This is a genomic window from Sphingobacterium sp. GW821-FHT03E03, assembly GCF_059420745.1.
In genome coordinates this window covers 297,180-319,529 of record NZ_JBWKUH010000001.1, presented here as the reverse complement: position 1 = coordinate 319,529, position 22,350 = coordinate 297,180, and the positions used below count along the sequence as shown (strand labels likewise).

Below are 22,350 nucleotides of genomic sequence, written 5' to 3'. Positions count from 1 at the left end.
CAAATATGGAATTCAAACAGATTATCCTAACAACGTTGTCCACCCTGGTACTAGGTACTGGAGTTATTCGTGCTCAACAATCCGAGCTTCCACAGCTCAATACATTAAAGATCAATCAGATTCAGGTGCTTGGTACGCATAATAGTTATGCTAGGCCTGTCGATCCACGTCTTGCTGCCTATGCTGACCCTATTTTTGCAAAAATGATGGAAAAAATGACCACATTAATCCCCGCGGACAAGCTTGCGTCATTTAAGGAGTTTCATCCAAATACGATGACGATGAGCGAAGGGTTGAAATATGACCACCCGTCTTTTGATGTACAGCTCGACAGTGGTATCCGTAGTTTAGAAATGGATGTTTATTATGACCCTACAGGACATCGTTTCAATAAGCCTGCTGGGTACGAGGTATTAAATAGCATGGGTGTTTCGGATCTGGCGCCCTATCAAAAGGAAGATTTGGAAAAGCCAGGTTTCAAGATGCTCCATATTGCAGATTTTGATTTTCGATCGCATTACGCTACTTTCCGAGGCGGCTTGAAAGCGTTAAGAAATTGGTCCGACAGACATCCCGGTCATCTTCCGATCTTTATTATGGTCGAAGCAAAGGACAAAGGCATACCAATCTTTCCGAATAGCGCTGAAGTTCTTCCATTTGACGAGAAGGCATTCGATCAGCTGGATGCCGAAGTTATCGAAATATTGGGAAAAGACAAGCTTATTACCCCAGATGATGTACGTGGACAGTATACAACGTTACGCGAGGCCGTGCGTTCTGGCAACTGGCCAACCATTAAAACATCCCGTGGAAAATTTGTTTTCTTGTTACTTCCGGCGACTGCTGGGATGAATCTGGAATCTGCTTATATTAAAGAGAGACCCAATCTTGAAAAACGTATCATGTTTGTACAGTCTGAACCCAATGATAGTTTTGCATCTTTTATCCTGTTGGACAATGCGCTAGTTCGTCAAAATGAAATTCAAAATCTTGTAAAACATGGTTATATTGTTCGTAGCCGTTCAGATATCGAAACATACGAAGCAAAGATCAATGACTATACAAGGGCAGATGCGGCTTTTAATAGTGGAGCCCAGATTATATACACCGATTTTTTTAGACCAGGTAATGGTTACCATACATCCTATTATGTGAAGTTGCCTCATGGCAACCCTGCTCGTTCAAATCCTATTAATGGAAGAAAATTAAGCGTTGATACTCAGAAACAATAAAAAGAATAAAAATAGTACCGCTTCAATATTGAAGCGGTACTATTTTTATTTGAAACTTTTAAAACTCTAGTAAACAATGATACTAGGGGACTAAAAGCGAAAAGTGGCTGTTAGAAAGGATGCACGTGGTGGAATGGACACTGTCGCATAGGGTGACTGTTTTTGAACAGCGAGCGTATATTGCTCTTTGGTAAAGCTATTATTGCCTTCCAATGTTTCCAATATACCTCCTGGTCTTACCCAGCTCATTACACCATATGTATTTAATAAGTTATTGATATTGAGACTTAGTTTTACGCTTTTGCTGAGGTCATAACCCGCTCCAAGGTCAAATTGAGAAAAGGCGGGCAAGGTGAATGCGTTGACCACATTAGCTTGCCTTTTTCCAAGGTAGGACCAGGTGATAAAAGTATAGAATTTTCCATTAAGATAGGTGGGCGTGAGATTGAAAATAGCGCGAGCATTATTATCTGTTTCGTTGCCTGAGTAGGAAATCTTAGTATCATCTTCAGGTCCAGGATTATTGGCTACCCATGACTCGAGATTAACTATTTTAGAACGTTGAAGAGTAGCTATACTACGTATGTTAAAGTGCTTGTCGATCTTCCAGTCAGCTTCAATTTCCACACCCATTGTTCTATATTTTCCGTATAACATCTCAGGTGTATAAAATCCGCCGCCGCTGGCTTGCAAAAATTGCCCGTTGGGTACACCACTAAGAACACTATAGAATGGTGTGACAAAGATGTTGAGCGTTTTTGTTTTAGCTTTTAATCCAACTTCTATTTGTCTAGTCGTACGTTCTTGGGGGTGTAGTAGTCCAATTGTTTCAGGTCTATTGGTAGCGAAGTAAACATCTAGGTCTGGTGCTTTTTTACCTTGAGAATAACGCCCATAGAGTGCAATATTGGTATTGAAGGTATAGTTTAATGCACCGGAAAAAGAAACCGTATGAAGAGTCTTATCATAATCTACCCTTGTTATTTTGTCAACAGTATTGTTGTCATAAAACGTCTTGGGATTTCCATCTGTACCTTCCTGTAGTCCAGTTTTCATATAGATACGTTCGTTATATCCTTTGATATTTACATTTTCATAACGGAGACCCCAGTCAAACGTCAACTGTGGATTTATATACCAGGTATGGCCAAAAAATAAGGCCGCCTGATTTTGTTTGGCATTGAATGTTAGCGAGGCACCATTGTCGCCATATGCTTGCGCGATACCGTCACTGTTACTTATTTGATGTAAGCCCGTCGTGCCGGCGAGTGTCGCGCCGGTAAACTCGAGTGAAATCAGCTGGGGCCTATTTTCAATTGTGCTAAGCGCAATACCATCTATACCTGAATAACGTCTTACATTTGAATAGCCATAATAACCCCCCAGTGTAAAATTCATCTTATCTGTAACCTTTTGAAAAGAAAACTGATCAACAAATTCCTTGACGTTATTTTTATAGGCACCAAAAGTGGTCATAAATATGGAATTGAGCAGAAGGTCCTGTCCAGGAAGTTCATTCTTGTTAACCGTGTAGACTGGTAATCCATTTGAACCTAGCGTTGAAGTAACCTGCATAAGTTCGGTTCCTGTTTTGGCATTCTTGAAAGAATAGGAACCGATTCCCAAACCCTGTTGTCCGGTCATTAAAAAATAGGTCGTCATGTCCGTTGTACTCATTGCTGTGACAGCACCGGGTGTGTTATAGAGAATATCATTGCTTGAATAACGTGCCGCATTATTAAATGACCAGCCCGCACCCAATTGTTGTTCCCAATTGACACCGCCTGAACGATATTTACTTTTGACTAGATTCTTTGGATTAAAAGAAATAGAACCACCATATCTAAAATCCTGCGAGGTATAATCAACTGCTGGCATCAACACCGTAGCGTTAATGTCAAAACCTTGGGCCGGTCTTGGTTTGTCGAAATCTTTTGTCGGAATAAACTGGACATAACCATTTTTGTCGTTCAAGTATTTCGCGAAAAACTTAAGCGTACCTCTTTTCAGTTTCTTGACTACATTCGCCTTGACCTGACCGCCATTATTCATGGGATATCCAGGATATCTGCCGCTTTCATCATATCTGTAGAAACCACCAATATTATAAAACCAGTTATTTTTCAATGGCCCACCAATATTCAGATCAACACGGGCATAGCTCCGTCCATCGATCCCGACCAGACCATATTTTGTTCTCAGTTCACCCTCGAAACGATCCGTTCCAGTTTTGGATACGTAATTAAAAACGCCTCCAGGGGCATTGGCTGCGGTAATAGATGCAGTTCCCCCACGTACAGCTTCCAATCGATATAAGGTTGCATCAGGACGGAGGAAAAAATCAGGACCATAATTGAAATATGTCGTGTTGGTTACCGGTAAACCATCTTCTTGCATGGAAACATATTCGTAACCAAAACTACCATCTTGTGTCCCAACGGTGATGCCTCTGCTGGCCACGCTATTGCGTATTTCGCCTAGTGACGAATTAACAAACACCCCAGGTACATTTTTCAAGAGATCGGCAGCACTCAATGGGACTACCCATTCTATTTGTCCGGCATCTAGTGTACTGATCGCAACGGACGCGTCCATACGCTTGCGTTTGTCAAAAGTTCCCGTCACAAACACTTCATCCATCTTGTTGTTTTCGGATGTAAGTATCACTGTTGTATTTTGCCCAGGACTTGCCTGTTGCTCTTTGTTGAGATAACCGATGGAGGAAACTTGTAGTATAACAGACCTACTCGTTACCCCTGCTATCTGGAATGCCCCCAGATGATCACTCACAGTTCCCAAATTGCTGTTTTTAACTTTGATGGTAGCCCCCTGTATCGCTTGTCCACCAGTATCTTCTATTTTCCCTGAGAGGATATTTGACTGTCCAAAACAGAACGTAAAGGCGCAGGTCAAAAATAAGATGAGAAGATAATTTTTGTAATTTATTGATTGTGTTTTCATAGCGGTTATAATTGGTGATATCGACATTATAACAGTGCTTGGTAAACTGACACCTTGAATTTGTCGCCGAGTTCGCTGTGCCTTAGTGGCCACTGTTGTATAAATAGTAGTGCAATTATTTTTTCTCGCGGGTCCGCCCAAAAAGTCGTTCCGAAGAATCCACCCCAAGAGATGCTTCCTTCTGATAGACCCAATCTCGCATTGCCTTCACTTGAAGTGATCTGAAAACCAAGTCCAAATTTATCGTCCCCCAAAGAAAGATCTCCGATCTGATTTTTGGTCATTATTTCTATCGTATGTCGTGATAGTAAACGATGACCATTATAGATACCTTTGTTTAATAGCATCTGAAGGAATAGGGCATAGTCTTTTAATGTTGATACAAGGCCGGCCCCACCAGCGTAGAGTCCATTGTGATTAATTGGATAGTCAATAGAGACATTCGGAAAAGTATTGTCAGCCCATGGCATGACTGTTCCAGTTTGCTTATCTTCTGTGTAAACTTGGACCAGTCGATGTTGCTTTTCTGTGGGTAAGTCAAAATAGGTATCCTCCATTCCTAATGGTTCAAAAATTCGAGTTTTGAAAAATTGATCGAGTGTTTTTCCTGAAGTGACCTCAACTAACCTTCCCAATACATCTATACCCAGACTATAAGTAAATTTTTCGCCAGGTTGGTGGATAATAGGCAAGGTCCCCAATTTGTTAATCATTGGTTCAAGTAGTAGGGGAGTTTTTGAAAATCCGGCGATGATACCTGCTTTGGCATAGATTGCTTGCATCTGTGGCGATCCAATTTGGGCGTAATCTAAACCAGAAGTGTGTGTAAGCAGGTCGCGAATTGTAATCTCGCGCTTGGCGGGTACAGTAGTAAATGTACTGTCCTTTTCATTAAACTTATCTAATACACGAGGTTTAGCAAAGGAGGGGAGATAGCGTGAGATTGGATCATCTAATAAAAATTTACCTTCTTCATAGAGCATCATAACGGCGGTGCTTGTAATCGCCTTTGTCTGTGAAGCGATCCGGAAGATCGCATCCTTGTCCAAACTCTTTTTAGGTTTTATCCGATCTACTCCAAAAGCTTTATGATAAACGGTGTTTCCATGATGAATCAATAGAGCAGCTGCACCTTTTATCCAACTACTGTCGACGTACTGTTGTAATAACAGATCAATACGTTGGAGGCGCTCTTGGGAAAATCCATGGATTGTTTTTTCAAGATTACCTTCTTTGCCAGGTACTTGCGCAAAAGATAGCAAGGGCAGCAAGGCATAAATTAAATAAATAGCTATTTTCATCTTTTTCTGAGCAAAGTAATTTTTGAAAATTATTTTATAGATTTATAGAAGTATTCATACATAAAACTGTATAATTCCGGAAATACCCTATCAGGTAATAAACCATGTGGATAACCGGGAAAATTATGCAGTTCTACTGGAATACCGGCTTTGATCAGTTTAACACCTAAATCCAATCCACCATCACGTAGAGGATCGACACCACAGGTTGCGATATATGTAGGGGGTAATTGGCTGAAATTATCGGTCATTCCTGGCAATACATTCTTAGGGATGTTGGAGGCATAATCTTTGCCTATGTACAGTTTCAATAGGTAGGGTATATCGGCTCCTTTCACGCCTGGTATTTGCCAGAGCTCACGTACAGAAACGTGGTTTGTATCTATATCTGCAGGAGGAAAAAATAAAGCCTGAAGGGCGATTTTTGGTCCCTTTCGTTCGCGATTCAATAAAGTCATGCTGCCAGCAACTCCAGCTCCGGCGCTACCGCCACCCAAACCTATTTGTGTTGTATCCCCCTGAAAATTTTTCGCATTCTTAATACTCCATAGAAAAACAGCATACGCATCGTGAACTGCGGCTGGGTAAGGATGTTCAGGTGCGAGTCGATAATCTACCGAAATAACGACAACCTTTCCCCGTATTGCCATATTTGCACAATGCTTATGGTCTCCGTTCAGATTTCCATAGACAAACCCACCACCATGAAACCATAAGAAGATTGGGGCAGTAGCACTGTATTTGGGTTTGTAGATCCGAACTGGAATGTCAGGATCACCCGCCTTCAAACCGGGGACATTGCGATATGTTATCTCCACACTATCTGCATTGGTTAATAGCGGTATAGTGGATTGCTTTTCTTTCTCCCTTACGGACTTGATATTTTCATAGTCCAACTGTGTGAGGGGCATCAATGCCAATGGAGCGTATTTGGGGAGAAGTCTCTGACTTACTTCTTGAGGAGTAAGCGGGCGGACTGTGTGCTTATCTTGTGCCCGAATCCCCAAGAGATGAACAAAGACCAAACATGTGATAAAAATAATCTTTTTCATGTATATATATTTTTAGTGACCATACTGTTGTATCCATTGTATTGCTGTTCCGTATACGCGTTTTCGAGCGTTCTTATCCGTCATATTCAAATCATGACCAGCGCCTTCTATACGGACAAGCTCATGCACAATTTTCCTATTGGAAAGCGAATCGTTGAGCTGTTGGGACTGTGAGAAGTCGACGACTGGATCTGCTGTACCATGTACTATCAGCACAGGGATATCTTTGATGTGTTTTATGGGACTAGACTTGTAAAAGCTAATGTCCAATGGTTGACCTGATTCATAAGTATGCCCTGTCATTTTTACAATGACATCTTTTAGCCCGACTTTTTCTGAATAAGCAAGTGTCGTGGTATCAGTTAAATTGACAGGACCACAAAATTCAACAATGGTTTTAATCCGCTTGGACGATGTATAGCCATACAAGAGCGCCAAATGGGCGCCAGAGCTGACCCCGGTCATTGTAAAACCATCTTTACGCGTGTTCCACTCCGAGGAATGGGCTATACAATAATCCAGGGCTTGATCTATATCAGCTAACATTTGTTGATAATGAATAGCCGCATGATCTGCATATCTATGATTGATACTAACAACGGCAATACCATGTTGAAATAAAGTATCCTGATAGTCTCGTATATATTCTTTACCAGCCATTGTCCATGCTCCGCCATGGATCAGCAGGACAAAAGGTGTATTTTTATTCCTTTTAGCTGGAAGGAATACATCCATGATCTGGCGTTCGTGCTTGCCATAAGCAACATCCATTAGCCGGCTTTCTTGTTGTTGAGGGAGCTGTTGTATAGGTTTGCTGCTTTTGCATCCAAATAAGGTTAACAAACTGATCAGTAATAGCAGATTTCTTTTCATTGTTACAATATTTTAGTCAGTTATTTATTTAATTTTTCATTGTCGGCAGCCCGCAGTTCTTTTTTGAGAATTTTACCGGTTGCGGATATAGGCAATGCATTGGCAAAGTGGATCACACGGGGATATTTATATTTCGCCAAACGATCTTTTGTCCAACAGATCAGCTCATCTTCGGAGATTTCCTCCTGCTCTTTTAGAACTACAACTGCTTTTATTTCCTCCCCAAGTTTTTCATCGGGGATACCTATAACAGCAACTAGAGAAATTGCTGGATGTTTCATCATAATTTCTTCTATCTCTCTTGAGTAGACATTCATACCTCCACGAATGATCATATCTTTTGTCCGATCCACAATAAAGTAGAAACCTTCGTCATCCCGATAAGCTACATCACCCGAATGCATCCAACCATTCTCAATGGCTTCTTCTGTTGCGGTATGTTTATTATAATAACCTTTCATAACATTATGTCCCCTGAAAACCAGTTCCCCGGTCTCATAGTTCGGTAGGGTATTGCCATCCTGATCTATAATTTTCACATCTACGCCCCATACCGGGAGTCCAATAGATCCTGGCTTGAAGCCTAAACGGATATCATTAAAAGTGACGACCGGAGAGCCTTCACTCATTCCATACCCTTCAATCACTTGAACATTGAACCGATCCTGAAAATCTTGTAATACTTTGACCGCTAGGGATGCCCCTCCAGAGACGCAGAGTCGTAAACTGTTACTGATATCTTCGTCCCTAAGCTGTTGATGGTGGAAGTTGAGTAGCGCCCAATACATGGTAGGAACACCAGCAAAAACTGTGATGTTTTGTTGTACAATGATTTCCATAATAGTCTGCGGATCAAATCGAGGTACCAGAACATGTTTTGCGCCCCTATAGATCCCGGCATTCATCAGTGTTGTCATTCCAAAGATGTGAAATAGGGGCAATACCAGTAATTGTACGTCACGATTACTTGTTTCAAAGAGATCCGCAACGAGCTGAGCATTGCAGAACAGATTGAAATGAGTAAGTTCTGCACCTTTTGGGAGGCCAGTCGTCCCGGATGTATAGACTAAAACAGCAGTGTTATCTGCTCCAGTCTGTGCACTCGTAAACTCGTTGGAATGGCTTTTTATAAAATTGTTGTAATGCATGATCCGTTCGTCAACAAATTGGATATTTTGATCTAGTGTAATGAAATGTGTGCATTGAGATGCCTTGTTGAACGCATAAAAACATTGATCGGCGATAGGTAAAGTTTCTTCGTTCGAGTAACAGAAATATACTTTTGCATTGCTGTCATCCAAGTGATATAGGATCTCATCCTTTTTCAATAAAATATTTAGTGGAACAACAATAGCGCCCAGTTTAAGTACAGCATAATAGATCACTGGAAAATCGATGATATTTGGTACGGACATCGCGATTTTGTCGCCAGAGATTAATCCGATATTTTTTAATGCATTGGCTAGACGGTTTACCTGTTGATTCAATTGCGTGTAACTCATTTCTATTTTGCCATCGGAGATAGCAACATGGTTTGCATAGCGTCTTGCAGAATCTTCAAGAATTAAAGATAGATTAAACATACATTTATAACTGGTTAGTTTTAAGTACTCTAAAAGGAGTTTCCTAATGTGTTATAAAGTTATGTTAACATAGTAAATTGTATTGTATCGAAACGGAAATGCTTTGATACGAAATGGGAGTATTTTAATGCGCTGAATTTAGCCTATCTTGTAATGGGGAGGTGCCGAAAAAACGTTGATACAAGCCAGAGAAATGCCCTCTATTACTATAACCTATTATTTGGCTGATTGTTGCAATAGGTAGGTCTGTGGTTCTAATAAGTTCACGGGCTTGTTCAAGACGTAGTTTGATATGGTATTGATGAATCGGTAAACCATATATTTTCTTGAAATTTTTCTTAAGATCATATTCGTTTAACCCGACTTTTCTACTAAGCAGTTTGATTGAGAGCGTTTTGTTGATATGATTCTGTACAATCTCATGAGCATTATTTATCGCTGAAAGATGCCGATTGGATATATCATCAAAGTGGAGATCTATTTCTTCGGTACGCAGATAATCGATCCAGTAATAAATGAATTCCAGCATTTTGCTTTCTAACAACATTGCGCTGGGAATATCATCCGGACTCAACGTTAATATTTGCTTCTGTAGGTTGATGATGTTATTATTGTAACAGTATTTTTCAAAATGATCTGGAAATCGGCCATTATGGAGATTGAGGTATTTTTCAGGAATAAAAAAACGGAAACCATCCACTTCAGTGATTTCCCATTCAAATCTTTTGTCACCTTCAATTGAAGCGGAATGTATTTGCCCGCTTTTGTTGACGCGAAAATCTATTAATCCTTTTTTGCCCACTTGATCCTTTGAGATAAACATAGATTCTTCCTTAAATTTCCATTTCCCTCTAAAATAATGGATATCGTTGCGGATATACAACTGTAGGGCACCCTCTCCAACATTTTCTGGAAACATAAGATTTATCGAGTTCCATGCACAATTATTCCCAAAGCTGTAGTTGTTGGTCAATGTAGCTGCAAAATCTGCAGGGTCGATGTAAGGCAATTTAAGTTCCATTTTCTTAACAATTGGTTTATTTCGGTATTAAGCTAATGATTCTGCTGTTGCTAATATAAACATTTTCAGTGGATTAAAAGATGTTGTAAAAGTAAGAATTTTCATCACCGGTGTATGTGATCGTCCCTGCTGGATGCAAATTAATTCATATATGTAGTCTAATTGCAAAACTAAGGTCGAAGTCGTGATGTGAAATGTTGAAGAAAATTCATAGATTCATGGTAGTTTGGGATAAGGCTGCCGAAATCTATTTTAAACGCCCTGGAAATGAAGATTTATATGCTTATTTCTAGTATACAAAAGAAGAGTTAGAGGAGATAATTGCTAGGGTAGAAAGCGACAAGGAAATAGAAATAATAAAAGTAACTAAGCTTACGAATAAAGATCAATCGATCCTATTTTGTGAAATTCGAAAACCTATTTATATCGCAGATAAAGAGTATTTAAAAAAAAACGAAAAAAAGGTGAATCCACGGATTATTGTCTCTTCGTTCTTTCAGATCTCAGGATAACTGGGGAACGCTATTGATTAAATTTTTATTTACTGGCGTAATAACAACTTTGACTGTAAAGACGCTGTAAATTTGCAGTCGAAAGCCAGCTATATTTTGCGAGTATAAATTGTTTGAATTGGTAGAACGCTACGAATTCAACTCCTGAATCGGAGCGAATGGGATTCTCGGCCACGTAGTTATGTGCAATTTGATGTACCCTCTTGCAGATCAGATTGCATTCTTCCTGTTGTTGCTTATTTAGATTAGGAAATTTAATTTCCAGCCTTTCATTTATAGGTTTTAACCAATTTTTTCCAAATTCCATGGATAGTTGGAGTCCATAATTTAATATTTCAATTGATAGGTTCATTTGAGCCATAAATCATAATAAGTTTGTTGATCTAGTTTTGTTTTTGCTCGCTATAGAGGCTTACTTGTATAGGTTCTTGATTAGCTTTTTATATACCATAACTAAAATAACAATTTATCCTTAAAAACATGCTGCCAGCTCTAAAACAATTCAAACGAAAATCCATATATCCACATTTCTGGAAATCAGGCATTGGACGACTATCTCGTTTTCAAGACTAGAAATGTGATTAACTATGAATATTAGATTAGGTTTTGTTCAAATTAATAATGAATTATGTTAAGGTATATTGCAGCGATCTGCCTGGTTTTCTTGGGAATAATGCTTAAATATTCCTCTCAAGACAGTTATAGGCCATTAAGAAAATATTGTATTTTTTTATGATTGGAGGGTTGTTTTCCCTACTTTATAACCTATTTCAATTACTTTAGATGATATACAAAATTCTACTTTTGTTTAACACGGTCGTAAGCCATGTTCAAGAGGTAACATGCATAGCCTATGTCTGTTTATTGTGAAGGTGAAAACTTATCCATCCTGAATTTTTAAGTACATGATGATCCTTAATTTTTCTTTCAAGCATCAGGGATTGTTTTAGCTCTTTATTTAATAAGATGTCCAATAAGCCATTACTGTGTACATGTGCAAACTCTCTTCCCTTATAATTAAACTGAGTCCCACCATATGTATGTATTCCAATCGTAGTTTCGGGCATCCGCGCCACATCTTCTTCCAGTTCATCGATCCAATCCAGTAATTCGGGTTTGGTAAAAAACATCCAAAATCTCATCAGACTATCAAATATAATGGCGACTAAAGGGATATCCTTTAAAAAACTAGCTCCTTTCACTACAAAAGAAAACATAGACTATCTCTCACTTAATAACTTAATATGCTCCATTACTCTGAAAAAACAAGTATACCTGCATCTTTGGGCATCAATGAAGACAAGAAGCCAATCACTAGGAATGCGAAAATGCTGGCTGTTAAAATTCCTTGAAGTGTTTTGGAATTTAGTGCTCTATATAGCGTTTCTTTCAAATTCATTGTATTTGATCGTTTATTCTGGTCTATTAAAAATGAGGTCTTTAGTTAAAACTGTGGTGTGGTTTGTATCTTTTTTACAATTTAGTAAGAATTTAAGAGATTGATGATCTAAAAATTACGATACCGATAATTTATTTCGTAAAAACCAACCGTACAAATCGTATTTAAATCCCTATAGCATGCAAATTATCTGATTGATCCTGAGTGTGATATATATTATATCAATCTCTTATGTTGATTGTTTGCTAATAATATTAGTAATTTTGAATACAGCAACTACCGAAAATAAAAGTCGTTCGGAACGGCTGGATAGCGAATTGAAAAACATGGAAAGGAGTATAGTACATTGTGATCTAGATACATTCTTTGTATCTGTCGAGCGTTTGCAGAATAGCAAGCTTATTGGAGTACCTGTGCTCATAGGGGGGAGCAGTGACCGTGGGATAGTTGCATCCTGTTCCTATGAGGCCCGTAAGTTTGGCGTACATTCCGCTATGCCGATGCGGCTAGCCATGCGTATGTGTCCCGAAGCGATTGTGGTGCGGGGAGATCATGATATGTACAGTCAGTATTCCAGTGTCGTGACGCAGATTATCGAAGAGGAGACACCCATTGTTGAAAAAGCAAGTATAGATGAGCATTATCTTGATGTCTCGGGAATGGATCGCTTTTTTGGCTGTTGGAAATGGACACAAGAGCTTCGCCAGCGGATTATCAAAGAAACAGGATTGCCCATCAGCTTCGGATTATCCGTCAACAAGACCGTTTCCAAGATCGCGACGGGGACAGCCAAGCCCTGTGGCGAAAAGCAAGTTCAAGGCGGTACCGAAAAAGGATTTCTAGCTCCACTGTCCATCCGCAAGATCCCCATGGTCGGGGATAAATCTTTTACACTGCTGCGTAATATGGGGATCTCCAAGATCGGAACCTTACAGCAGATGGAAGTATTCACGATGCAGAAAGTCCTCGGCGAGAATGGGATCAACATCTGGCGTAAAGCCAATGGTCTGGACGATTCATTGGTCGTACCTTTTCGTGAACAAAAGTCCATGTCCAAGGAAAACACCTTTCAGCAGGATACCATCGATATGGATGTACTTCGCCGCACCTTGATCAGCATGGTCGATACACTGGCCTTCGATTTGCGGAAAGATCAGAAGCTGACGAGTTGTGTCACCCTTAAGATCCGCTATAGCAATTTCGATACCCATACCCAGCAGCTGCAGGTCGGTTATACCAACTCCGATCGAAAGTTAACTGAAGTTGTGCTCTCCCTTTTTAAGAAACTGTATAGCCGCAGGATGCTGATACGGCTTATCGGGATCAAGTTCTCAGGACTGATCTACGGTTCCTATCAGACCCATCTTTTTGATGATAGTGCCGACGAAGTCAACCTGATGCAGGCTATGGACAAGATCCGAAAACGTTATGGTGCCGAATTTCTGATGAAAGGTATCTGTGCACCGTTACCTGAGAAAGGAGGGGAGTATGCTCTTAAATCTACATAGTTACTTTAGCCTACGATTTGGCACACTGAGTCTACAGGATCTTATTTCGGGGATGCTGGCAGGTGGTTATGATACTGCAGTTTTGACCGATATCAACAACAGTTCGGGATCGCTGGGTTTTATTAAAATGGGGCGTGAGGCTGGACTCAATCTCCTTGCAGGCATGGAATTCCGTGATGGTGATCAGCTTTGTTTCATCGCCATCGCCAAGAACGAACAGGGATTTCGGGAGATCAACGAATATCGGACCAAGCTCAATATGGAAAACCGCGCCACACCCGAGTGTGCACCCGAGTTTGAACAGGTCTTTGTGATCTATCCCTTTAGCCGGATCAATACATTTCAATTGCGGGACTTTGAATACATTGGTATCCGCCCAAGTGAGCGCACCCGCGCGCAACTGCTGGAGCGGAAGCTGCTTGACCGCTGTGTGATCTTCGCACCCGTTAGTTTCCGCCGAGCTGATTATACCCTGCATCGGCAACTACGAGCTATTGACAACAATCTGTTGATATCCCAATTGGAAAGGGAGCAGGTCGCTGCCGAAGATGAAGTCTTTGTTGCTAAGGTCAAGCTGATGCAACTATTTTCCGAGTTACCACAACTGCTGACCAATACCAACCGTATACTAGGACAATGTTCCTTCAGTTTTGATTTTACTAGTGTCAAGAATAAAGCGACCTTTACCGACAATCGCTACAACGATAAGCAGCTATTGCATAAGTACTGCATGGAGGGATTTATCAGACGTTATGGCCGAAATGATAGCTTTGCTGCCGATCGTATCCAGCGCGAACTTGAAATCATTGAAAACCTGCGTTTCTCGAGTTATTTCCTTATTACCGATGATATCTGTCGCCATGCGCGTAGTCGTAGTTTTCATTACGTAGGCCGTGGATCAGGAGCAAATTCTGCCGTGGCCTATTGCCTCGGGATTACGGATGTTGATCCCATAGCCCTCAACCTTCCTTTTGAGCGTTTCCTCAATCCGAAGCGGAAGAGTCCACCCGATTTTGATGTCGACTTTAGCTGGAATGAGCGGGACGAAATGTATGCGTATATTTTTAACAGTTATCAGACCGGTCATACAGCATTGATGGGTGCCATGAGTACATTTCGGTCGCGTAGTATCTTACGTGAACTCGGTAAGGTATACGGTCTGCCCAAAACAGAGATCGACCGACTGGTGCACGAGCCGGAGCATATGCTCAATAAAAATGAAGTCACGAATACTATTTTGAGCGTGTATAACCGCATGGCCGATTTTCCCAATCAACGAACCATTCATGCCAGTGGGGTACTGATTTCCGAGGCGCCGCTGACATGTTATTCTGCCATGGACAATCCACCCAAAGGGCTACCCACCATGCAGTTTGATATGTATGTTGCCGAAGATATCGGTTTTGAAAAATTTGATATCCTTTCCCAGCGCGGTATCGGCCATATCAAAGATTGCTGCACCATTGTTCGGGAGAACCTGGGCGTTGTCATTGACACCGACAATCCAAAGCGCTTTTTCGAGGACGACAATATTGCCGCACAGCTCAAATCAGCCAATACCATTGGCTGCTTCTACGTCGAAAGCCCGGCCATGCGACAGCTACTGACCAAGCTGCGCTGTGACGATTACCTGACCCTGGTGGCAGCCTCATCCATTATCCGCCCTGGTGTCGCCAGTTCAGGCATGATGGGTGAATACATCCGTCGCCATCACGATCCCAGCACAGTAGTCTATCCACACCCTGTATTCAAGGAACAGCTTGAAGAGACTTACGGGGTTATGGTGTATCAGGAGGATGTAATGAAAATCGCCAATGCCTATGGTGGGCTTGATATGGCCGACTCCGATGTGCTGCGACGTATGATGTCGGGCAAATATCGCAACAAAGACCATCTACTTGAGATCGAGGACAAGTTCTTTTCCAACTGCAAAACCAAAGGCTATGATGAAAAAATCAGCTGGGAGATCTGGCGGCAGATGGAAAGCTTTGCCGGATACTCGTTTAACAAGGCACACTCTGCATCCTATGCGGTAGAGAGCTACCAGAGTCTGTTTCTCAAGACCTATTACCCATTGGAGTTTATGGTTGCTGTACTGAACAATTATGGTGGTTTTTACAATCGTAAGGTCTATGTCAATGAAGCGCGCGTATCTGGTGGTACCATTTGCCTGCCCTGTGTCAATCAGTCGATTTTCAATACCTCGATCCAGGGTAAGGATATCTATCTCGGTTTTGATTGTCTGCAGCATCTGGAAGGGAAATTAGCCCATCGGATTATAGCCGAACGTGAGCGAAATAGTATGTATCAGAGTATGGAGGACTTTGTCAAAAGGACGCAGGTTGGGCTCGAACAGGTTATTATTTTGATCCGTGTAGGAGCTTTGCGGTTTACGGGGCTAGGGAAGAAGGAATTGCTGTGGGAGGCCCACCTGTTGATGAGCAGACACAAGCCCGCTGGGGTAGGTATGGCCCTGTTTGAGACCGAGAGCCGCAAACCGATTCTTCCTCCTTTGGAAGAAGATATCCTGGAGGACTATTACGATGAGATGGAGCTCATTGGTTTTTGTGTGACAGGGACGCTCTTTGACCTTGCCAAAAGCGATTACCGTGGTGATATGCCATCCAAGGAACTCCATTTTCACAAGGGTAAAATTGTACGCGTTGTCGGCGATTTTGTCTGTGAGAAATTTGTGAAGACCAAGCGTGGCGACCAGATGAAATTCGGAACCTTCCTGGACACTGAAGGGCATTTCTTTGATACCCTACATTTCCCACAAACACTCGTAAAATATCCCCTAAGAGGAGCGGGGATCTATCTGATCGAGGGCAAGGTCATTGTCGAATATGGATGTCCATCCATTGAAGTTATCCGCTGTGCGAAGATGCCTTTAAAACCCGATCCGAGGAGTGAGTAAAATAGCTTAGTTAATTCGAATATATAAAATCTTAAAGCGTGTACGACAGCATTATATTGCTTCCCATCCTAGCATTTATACGGCAGGAGAGAAACTGTATTTAATACATTTGCGATTTTCTTGTTAACCGCTGATTGCTCTGCCAGATAAAAATCCTTGTCAAAATTTGAATGACAAGGATGAATTTCTGATCAGATCTTATATTAATCAATGGTAATGTTATTGATTGCTCTTTCGAGTGATGTCTCCATTATTCCGGGAATTGAAAGACCTTCTGCGCGGAAAACACTGATGTCAGAAACACCGTAAAAGCCAAAGATATTTTTGATGTAAGGAATATTGGAGTCGTATATTTGGTAAGGGCCTTCCGAATAGATATTTCCAGAGGTAAAAGCGATGTAAAGCTTCTTGTCGTTTAACAAGCCCTTTGGCCCATTTTCATCATATTTGAAAGTATATCCTGCCCTTGAAGTAAAATCGAAGTAAGCTCTCAGAGTCGCGGGAACCGAAAAATTGTACATTGGAGAATCAATGACAATAATGTCAGCTTCCTTTAATTCCGAAATTAAATCTTCCGAATATTTGCTGATTGATTGCTGTTCTTCAGAATGATTTTCAGCGGGTGTAAAAAACGTATTTATATGCACCTCCTCTAAAAGTGGAACTTTACTTTTTGTAAGATCGCGTTCTTTTACAATGCTATCGGAATACTTTTCCTGAATTTTTTGAATAACAGCAATTCCTAATTTTCTACTTGCAGATACCTCCGCTCTTGGACTTGAAATAATGTGAAGTATGTTTTTCATTTTTCTTTGTTAAAATTTCTTTAACAAAATTATGTATATTAGCTTATTAAAAGTTAGTAGTAATCAAAAGGTTAGTAGTAACCTTTAGGTTAGTTTAAAGTCGAATCTCATGGAAAATACAATTCATTTAGAGGAGCCCATTACAGCTACAAAATGTTCCGAAAATCTTTCCTCTGTTGAAGATGCAATTTATGTTATCGGTGGAAAATGGAAATTAAAGATTATTATTGTTCTGCAGGAAAACGGGAATATCAGATTTAATGAGCTTCAAAGAAATATTAAGGGGATCTCCGCGCGAGTGCTTTCAAATGAACTGAAAGACCTTGAATTAAACGGTTTTGTCAAAAGAGTTGTGCATGCTGAGCAAACGCCAGTGGTTGTAGAGTATATTTCCACAGATTACAGCAGAACCCTCAAAAACGTTATTATAGCACTTTCGGATTGGGGAAAAATGCATAAACAAAATATTCGGACAGAAACATTTTTAAATCAATAAAATTAAACTGTCAGCTTATGATGAATATTTCTATGATGAAGTTGTTTTTGATTTTTGCTTTTCAAAACCAACCTCCTGTCTGCCAGACTGCCTACGATATGAAATGAAAATAGTGATGATCTTGTCCAAGATCATCCTACAGAAACAGGATGCTATATTTTTGCCTGCACAAACTCGCCTTTTTCACTGACAGCTTTATTACCCCACTCTGTAATAGCCTCCAAAACCGGAACAAATGATTGACCAAAATCGGTTAATTTATAGATGACTTTGATAGGAGGTTTTTTACCATATACTTCCCTGGACACTAACCCATCTTTTTCCAGTTGTTTCAACTGCAAGCTCAATGTCATTTCTGTAACGGACGGCATTTCTTTACGAAGTTCACTATACCTCTTGGCCTCGTCCTTTAAATGATACAGAATAACCGCTTTCCATTTTCCACCCACTAAATCCATTGTCAAGCTTACCGTACAAGGGTAGCTCTTCTCATTCAGTTTTACATAATCACTGATACATTCAATTTTCATTTTGTTTTTTTTTGCAGCTATCTATTTTGATAGTTATTGCAAATCTACTTTGCTAAAATTAGTTTTGCAACTATAAAAATTATAGTTAATTAAAATAATGAACAATGATATCAAAATTAAAAAAACAAGACGCTTTGGAGTACGATGATCGACCAATAATCACCGTCGTTGGTGTGCTGGGCAAACAAGGCTTGAGCGCCGCTCGTTCACTTGTGGAAAGTGGACTTTATCGGGTACGAGGCATTACCCGCAGGGTCAATTCAGCAGAAGCGATTAGGCTGGCAGAGCAGGGAGTTGAACTGCTGAATCTGCCTCTTGATCTTGGCTATAAAAAGGCTTTTATAGAAGTATTTAAGGGTTCTTATGGCGTTTTCTTGATGACGCCGAACATTGCCCCGCCAGCTACCCACGAATTTGAATTAGGGAAAGAGTTGGCGGATGCTGCCGTGGAAGCTGGTGTACAGCATGTTATTTTCAGCAGTTTGGAAAACGTGGATAAAATATCAGGCGGAAAATTGTTTGCCCCTCATTTTACAGACAAGGCCAGGGTCGAAGAATATATCCGAACGCTGCCCGTGACAAGCTCGTTTATTTACATGGCTTTCTTTTTCACAAATCTGCTTGAATTTTATACGCCGCAAGTAAAAGGAGACAGCCTTGTGTTCCCGATTTATTTACCCAAAGATTTTCGGGCGCCATTTGTTGATCCGCTTACAGCTACCGGAGCAGCAGTTCTGGAAATATTTTCCAATCCTGTTGAATACTCAGGTAAGTCCCTTCCAGTCGTAGGAGATATGATCTCCCCTGGGGAAATAGTGGAAACTTTCACAAAAGTTACAGGCAAAAAGGCTGAGTATGCCTCGGCACATACAAAAGAGGACATGCTTAAACACTTTCCAGAATTTGAGGCAAATGATGATTTGGTGAGGGAGATTTTGGGTATGGCAAGTTACGTTATTGAGTATGGGTATTACGGTAAGGAACGTGATCTGGAATGGAGTAGACAGGTAAATCCTCAAAGCTTTACATGGGAGCAATTTCTTCGCAATACAGGTTGGAAAGGTCAAAAACTTTTGTTTTGATTACACTTCATTCTAGACATCAACTCAGATGGAAAGCATTACAGCAAAAAATAGCTACATATTTTTCGAGGTGTGATAATTTCGAAAAAACCGCAAATACCTACGGATGATAATTTGTCTCCAGCGAATTATAATTCGTTTAATTTCCTATAGGTTTTACAGTTAAATTTGAGTATAAAATAAAGCTGACATTGTCAATTAGTATATTTCATTTTAGAATAATCATACATGAAGAAACTATTATTACTAGCCATTTTACCTTTAATTTTTTCTTGCAAAAGTCATGAAAAAATAGATTTAGCGACATTGAACTTAAACGAGCCGATTGAAAAAATCAGCAGCTTTGATGACGCATTATTGATTGGTGTAGAAACTGTTGAGTATCCTTTTAGTTTGTTGTTGGAAGTTGAGAAATCGAAGAGATATAGTTTCGATGGAATTAATTTGGAAGGCCAGCGGATTATTTTTCAAATCGAATCGGAGAAACTGAAAACAGATAGCATTACACGCCTTGGTGGCGGACATATCGACATCAAGCAAGCTAAAAATACCAAAGAGTTAAATGAAGCTTTAAAAAATTACGATGCAAAGCGTAAAATCTATGGTGTAAGAATTGAGTTGAAAACGCCAGAAATACAGACCAATATCTTAAAGAAACTAGAGGCTAAATATGGTAAGGGTACTAAAAATCCAAATACCGACAACGGTTTGTACTGGAATATAAAGACCCAAAATAAATTTATTTTTTATGCTCCAGACTACAGCAGGTTAATCCTACTGAACAATACCGATCTGTCTAAAACTTGCTACTGGGATATTATGAATGGTTTAATTGATTTTGGCGGATGCAATAATGAAAAATACATGGCAGACTTGATGAAAAATGCGACTAAGCCAGAAGATGTGAAAGAGAAACCTACGATAAAAATTGAGAAGGATTGGAACATTAATGGAGTGATTGTGGGTAGAACAACGGAAGAAGACTTTTTAAAATCAGCCACAAACAAACGTTTTGAACGAATAATAGAACTTGATGGTACTACCGGAAAAACGAACGAAATCTATTATCAGAATAACTATCACGATTTCTATTTTTATTTTGCTGCAAGCAAAAGCAATCCCGATAATCCAAAGGAAAACTTCATTAATGGCTACGCCATCAACGACTTTAGAAAGGTGGATATCACATTTGACAATGGCCTAAAACCAGGTTTAAAATTTGAAGAAGTGCTAAAGTTGTTAAAAAAGCTGAAAATAGCCTATCACCCGGTTGATTTCGCCAATTATATCGAAATTAAAACTTCACCCTATAAAGTGACCTTAAATTTTAATGATAAGATGTTGCTTAATGGAATATTTATTAAATAGCTTTGTGAGCAGTTTTGCCGAAGAGGCAAAGAAACCGATTTTTATAAATTGTTGCAAAATCAAACGCATGAAAAAGATTAAAAAGTTCCTTTTACCGGTTATCATCCTAGGTCTAATAGCTCTAGCTTTCGTTTTGTTAACCAACAGTAACGTAACAACCCAAACCGAAAAGCTGATTTTCACCAAACTTAAAGATGTGCCAAAAACGAAGGTAGTCATCATTTTTGGCGCTGGTATAAACGGAGATCAACCCAGTAGGTATTTAAAAGATCGGTTGGATGCTGGGATTTCACTGTACAAAAATAATAAAGTGGATAAAATATTGCTGTCGGGAGATAACGGAAGAGATGAATACGATGAGCTCACGGTAATGAAGTTATATTGTCAGAAAAACGGTGTCGATACCACAAAAATTTTCATTGACTATGCTGGGTTTGATAGCTACTCGACTATGTACCGTGCAAAACATATTTTTCATGTTGATACAGCAATCTTGGTATCTCAGAAATACCACCTGAACAGATGTATTTATCTAGGCGATAAATTGGGCATAAAATCATTCGGCTATAGTGCAGATAGGGGTGTTTATCCAGGTTATAAATACTATGCATTTCGGGAAAAACTATCCGTCACCAAAGCCGTTTTGGATATTATAAGGGGCAGAAAACCAAAGTATCTAGGTGAACCGGTTGATGTAAATGGAAAATCAAATTATACGAAAGAATAGCTTATGAGATACCTTCTTTTCTTCGCATCACTTATGTTTTTAGGTTGTAATCCTATCCCTAAAAAAGATAAACATCCAGATGTGCCTCAACTGATTGAGTTGCTAAAAGATGAAAGCAAGTTCAGAAAAGTTACTGATATGACTGGCTTAAGTAGTCTAGTTTTTTTAAACGACGATAGAATACTTTTAAAGCCCGACAACAGTAACTCGCCCGTAAAGATTATTGATGTAGATAAAAATATGCTTTTTGAAAAGATTTACGATTGGGAAAAGCCATTTTACATCGATAAACAAGGAAATCTATATTTCAACGGCAAGAAGTTTTTCTATCCAGATTATGGAAAACAAGAAGATTTTAAAACGGTGGTTATTGCAGATAGCCTGCGCAAAAAATCAGAAGAATTGAAAGATCTGAACGACAGCTTGCAGATGAACGCTTTAAATAAATACGAGGTAGAAATGCTGAAACCGTATGGGCTCAAACCTTGTCCCTACACGATCGTGAATACCGAGCGCTGCGATGTGTTTAAAGTAATCAACCAGACCTTGGTCGTTAGACAAACAGATCTTTTTAAAAGCGAACTTGATATAGCAAAAACTGAAATCCCTAAATTCGATGACGATGTTTTGATTGGTTGGCGCAATGGCAAACTGCCCAGTCCAGATTATTTGGCTTATTATGAACTGAAAAAACAACGCTTTAAGTGCGATGATATAACAATGCCCAAAACCGTAACATTAAAAGGCAAACAGTACTTTTTTGCTCCTAGTCTGGGTTTGTACCAAATCTTATTTTAATGCGGTCAATTAAAATCAAATACTATCGAAAAGCTTTTGCGACTGACATTATTTCAATTTGCTTATATCAAGATTTTTGAGCGTTTTTTTCTGTTTTAGCTAGCTCTTCTCTTATACACTTCCTGATCAGCCAAACGATAGCTCTATAAATCAAGTAGAGGAAAAATATACTTAAAACAAGACC

At 39.8% G+C, this 22,350-nt stretch carries 17 protein-coding genes; 8 read left to right on the top strand and 9 right to left on the bottom strand.

What is annotated here, in order from left to right:
• Nucleotides 1-5 precede the first annotated feature (5 nt).
• Complete coding sequence (locus AC07UV_RS01295; protein ID WP_495182442.1) at nt 6-1,232, top strand: Ca2+-dependent phosphoinositide-specific phospholipase C; 1,227 nt, start codon at nt 6-8, stop codon at nt 1,230-1,232.
• Nucleotides 1,233-1,322: 90 nt separating this feature from the next.
• On the opposite strand, the gene AC07UV_RS01290 is transcribed toward AC07UV_RS01295, so the two are convergent.
• The 7 genes from AC07UV_RS01290 to AC07UV_RS01260 all read right to left on the bottom strand — a co-directional run bounded on the left by AC07UV_RS01290 (nt 1,323) and on the right by AC07UV_RS01260 (nt 11,752).
• Nucleotides 1,323-4,193 (bottom strand): TonB-dependent receptor, encoded by a 2,871-nt coding sequence (locus tag AC07UV_RS01290; protein WP_495182441.1) that lies wholly within the window; start codon nt 4,191-4,193, stop codon nt 1,323-1,325.
• A gap of 26 nt (nt 4,194-4,219) precedes the next feature.
• A complete protein-coding gene (locus AC07UV_RS01285) occupies nt 4,220-5,494 on the bottom strand; it encodes a serine hydrolase domain-containing protein (protein WP_495182440.1) in 1,275 nt (424 codons plus the stop codon).
• A gap of 29 nt (nt 5,495-5,523) precedes the next feature.
• Nucleotides 5,524-6,546: an alpha/beta hydrolase gene (locus AC07UV_RS01280; RefSeq protein ID WP_495182439.1), complete on the bottom strand. Its 1,023-nt coding sequence runs from the start codon at nt 6,544-6,546 to the stop codon at nt 5,524-5,526.
• A 12-nt stretch (nt 6,547-6,558) separates the two neighbouring features.
• Nucleotides 6,559-7,419, bottom strand: a complete 861-nt coding sequence (locus tag AC07UV_RS01275) for a prolyl oligopeptidase family serine peptidase (protein ID WP_495182438.1) — start codon at nt 7,417-7,419, stop codon at nt 6,559-6,561.
• Nucleotides 7,420-7,439: 20 nt separating this feature from the next.
• Nucleotides 7,440-9,002 (bottom strand): long-chain-fatty-acid--CoA ligase, encoded by a 1,563-nt coding sequence (locus tag AC07UV_RS01270; protein ID WP_282253817.1) that lies wholly within the window; start codon nt 9,000-9,002, stop codon nt 7,440-7,442.
• Between the two features lie 124 nt (nt 9,003-9,126).
• A complete protein-coding gene (locus AC07UV_RS01265; RefSeq protein WP_495182437.1) occupies nt 9,127-10,023 on the bottom strand; it encodes a helix-turn-helix domain-containing protein in 897 nt (298 codons plus the stop codon).
• A gap of 1,363 nt (nt 10,024-11,386) precedes the next feature.
• A complete protein-coding gene (locus AC07UV_RS01260) occupies nt 11,387-11,752 on the bottom strand; it encodes a luciferase domain-containing protein (protein ID WP_495182436.1) in 366 nt (121 codons plus the stop codon).
• 508 nt (nt 11,753-12,260) lie between these two features.
• Between AC07UV_RS01260 and dinB the strand changes: the two genes are divergently transcribed.
• On the top strand, nt 12,261-13,442 hold the full coding sequence (gene dinB / locus AC07UV_RS01255; RefSeq protein WP_495182435.1) for a DNA polymerase IV: 1,182 nt from the start codon (nt 12,261-12,263) through the stop codon (nt 13,440-13,442).
• Nucleotides 13,423-16,359 (top strand): DNA polymerase III subunit alpha, encoded by a 2,937-nt coding sequence (locus AC07UV_RS01250; RefSeq protein WP_495182434.1) that lies wholly within the window; start codon nt 13,423-13,425, stop codon nt 16,357-16,359. Before dinB ends, AC07UV_RS01250 begins: the two co-directional genes overlap by 20 nt.
• Before the next feature lie 203 nt (nt 16,360-16,562).
• On the opposite strand, the gene AC07UV_RS01245 is transcribed toward AC07UV_RS01250, so the two are convergent.
• The gene (locus tag AC07UV_RS01245; RefSeq protein WP_282253822.1) at nt 16,563-17,165 is read right to left on the bottom strand and encodes an FMN-dependent NADH-azoreductase; all 603 of its coding nucleotides are present in this window, start codon (nt 17,163-17,165) and stop codon (nt 16,563-16,565) included.
• Nucleotides 17,166-17,274: 109 nt separating this feature from the next.
• Here AC07UV_RS01245 and AC07UV_RS01240 point away from each other — a divergent pair, with 109 nt between their 5' ends.
• Nucleotides 17,275-17,661, top strand: coding sequence for a winged helix-turn-helix transcriptional regulator (locus AC07UV_RS01240; RefSeq protein ID WP_282253823.1), 387 nt, complete (start codon nt 17,275-17,277; stop codon nt 17,659-17,661).
• A gap of 152 nt (nt 17,662-17,813) precedes the next feature.
• Here AC07UV_RS01240 and AC07UV_RS01235 read toward each other — a convergent pair whose 3' ends face one another.
• Nucleotides 17,814-18,191, bottom strand: a complete 378-nt coding sequence (locus AC07UV_RS01235) for a winged helix-turn-helix transcriptional regulator (protein ID WP_495182433.1) — start codon at nt 18,189-18,191, stop codon at nt 17,814-17,816.
• A 104-nt stretch (nt 18,192-18,295) separates the two neighbouring features.
• Here AC07UV_RS01235 and AC07UV_RS01230 point away from each other — a divergent pair, with 104 nt between their 5' ends.
• From AC07UV_RS01230 to AC07UV_RS01215, 4 genes are all read left to right on the top strand, one after another.
• Nucleotides 18,296-19,273: an NmrA/HSCARG family protein gene (locus AC07UV_RS01230; RefSeq protein WP_495182432.1), complete on the top strand. Its 978-nt coding sequence runs from the start codon at nt 18,296-18,298 to the stop codon at nt 19,271-19,273.
• A gap of 228 nt (nt 19,274-19,501) precedes the next feature.
• Entirely contained in the window at nt 19,502-20,641 is a 1,140-nt protein-coding gene (locus AC07UV_RS01225) for a hypothetical protein (protein ID WP_495182431.1), read from the top strand.
• 67 nt (nt 20,642-20,708) lie between these two features.
• A complete protein-coding gene (locus AC07UV_RS01220) occupies nt 20,709-21,368 on the top strand; it encodes a SanA/YdcF family protein (protein ID WP_282253827.1) in 660 nt (219 codons plus the stop codon).
• 3 nt (nt 21,369-21,371) lie between these two features.
• Entirely contained in the window at nt 21,372-22,166 is a 795-nt protein-coding gene (locus AC07UV_RS01215) for a hypothetical protein (RefSeq protein ID WP_495182430.1), read from the top strand.
• The last annotated feature ends 184 nt before the right edge of the window (nt 22,167-22,350 follow it).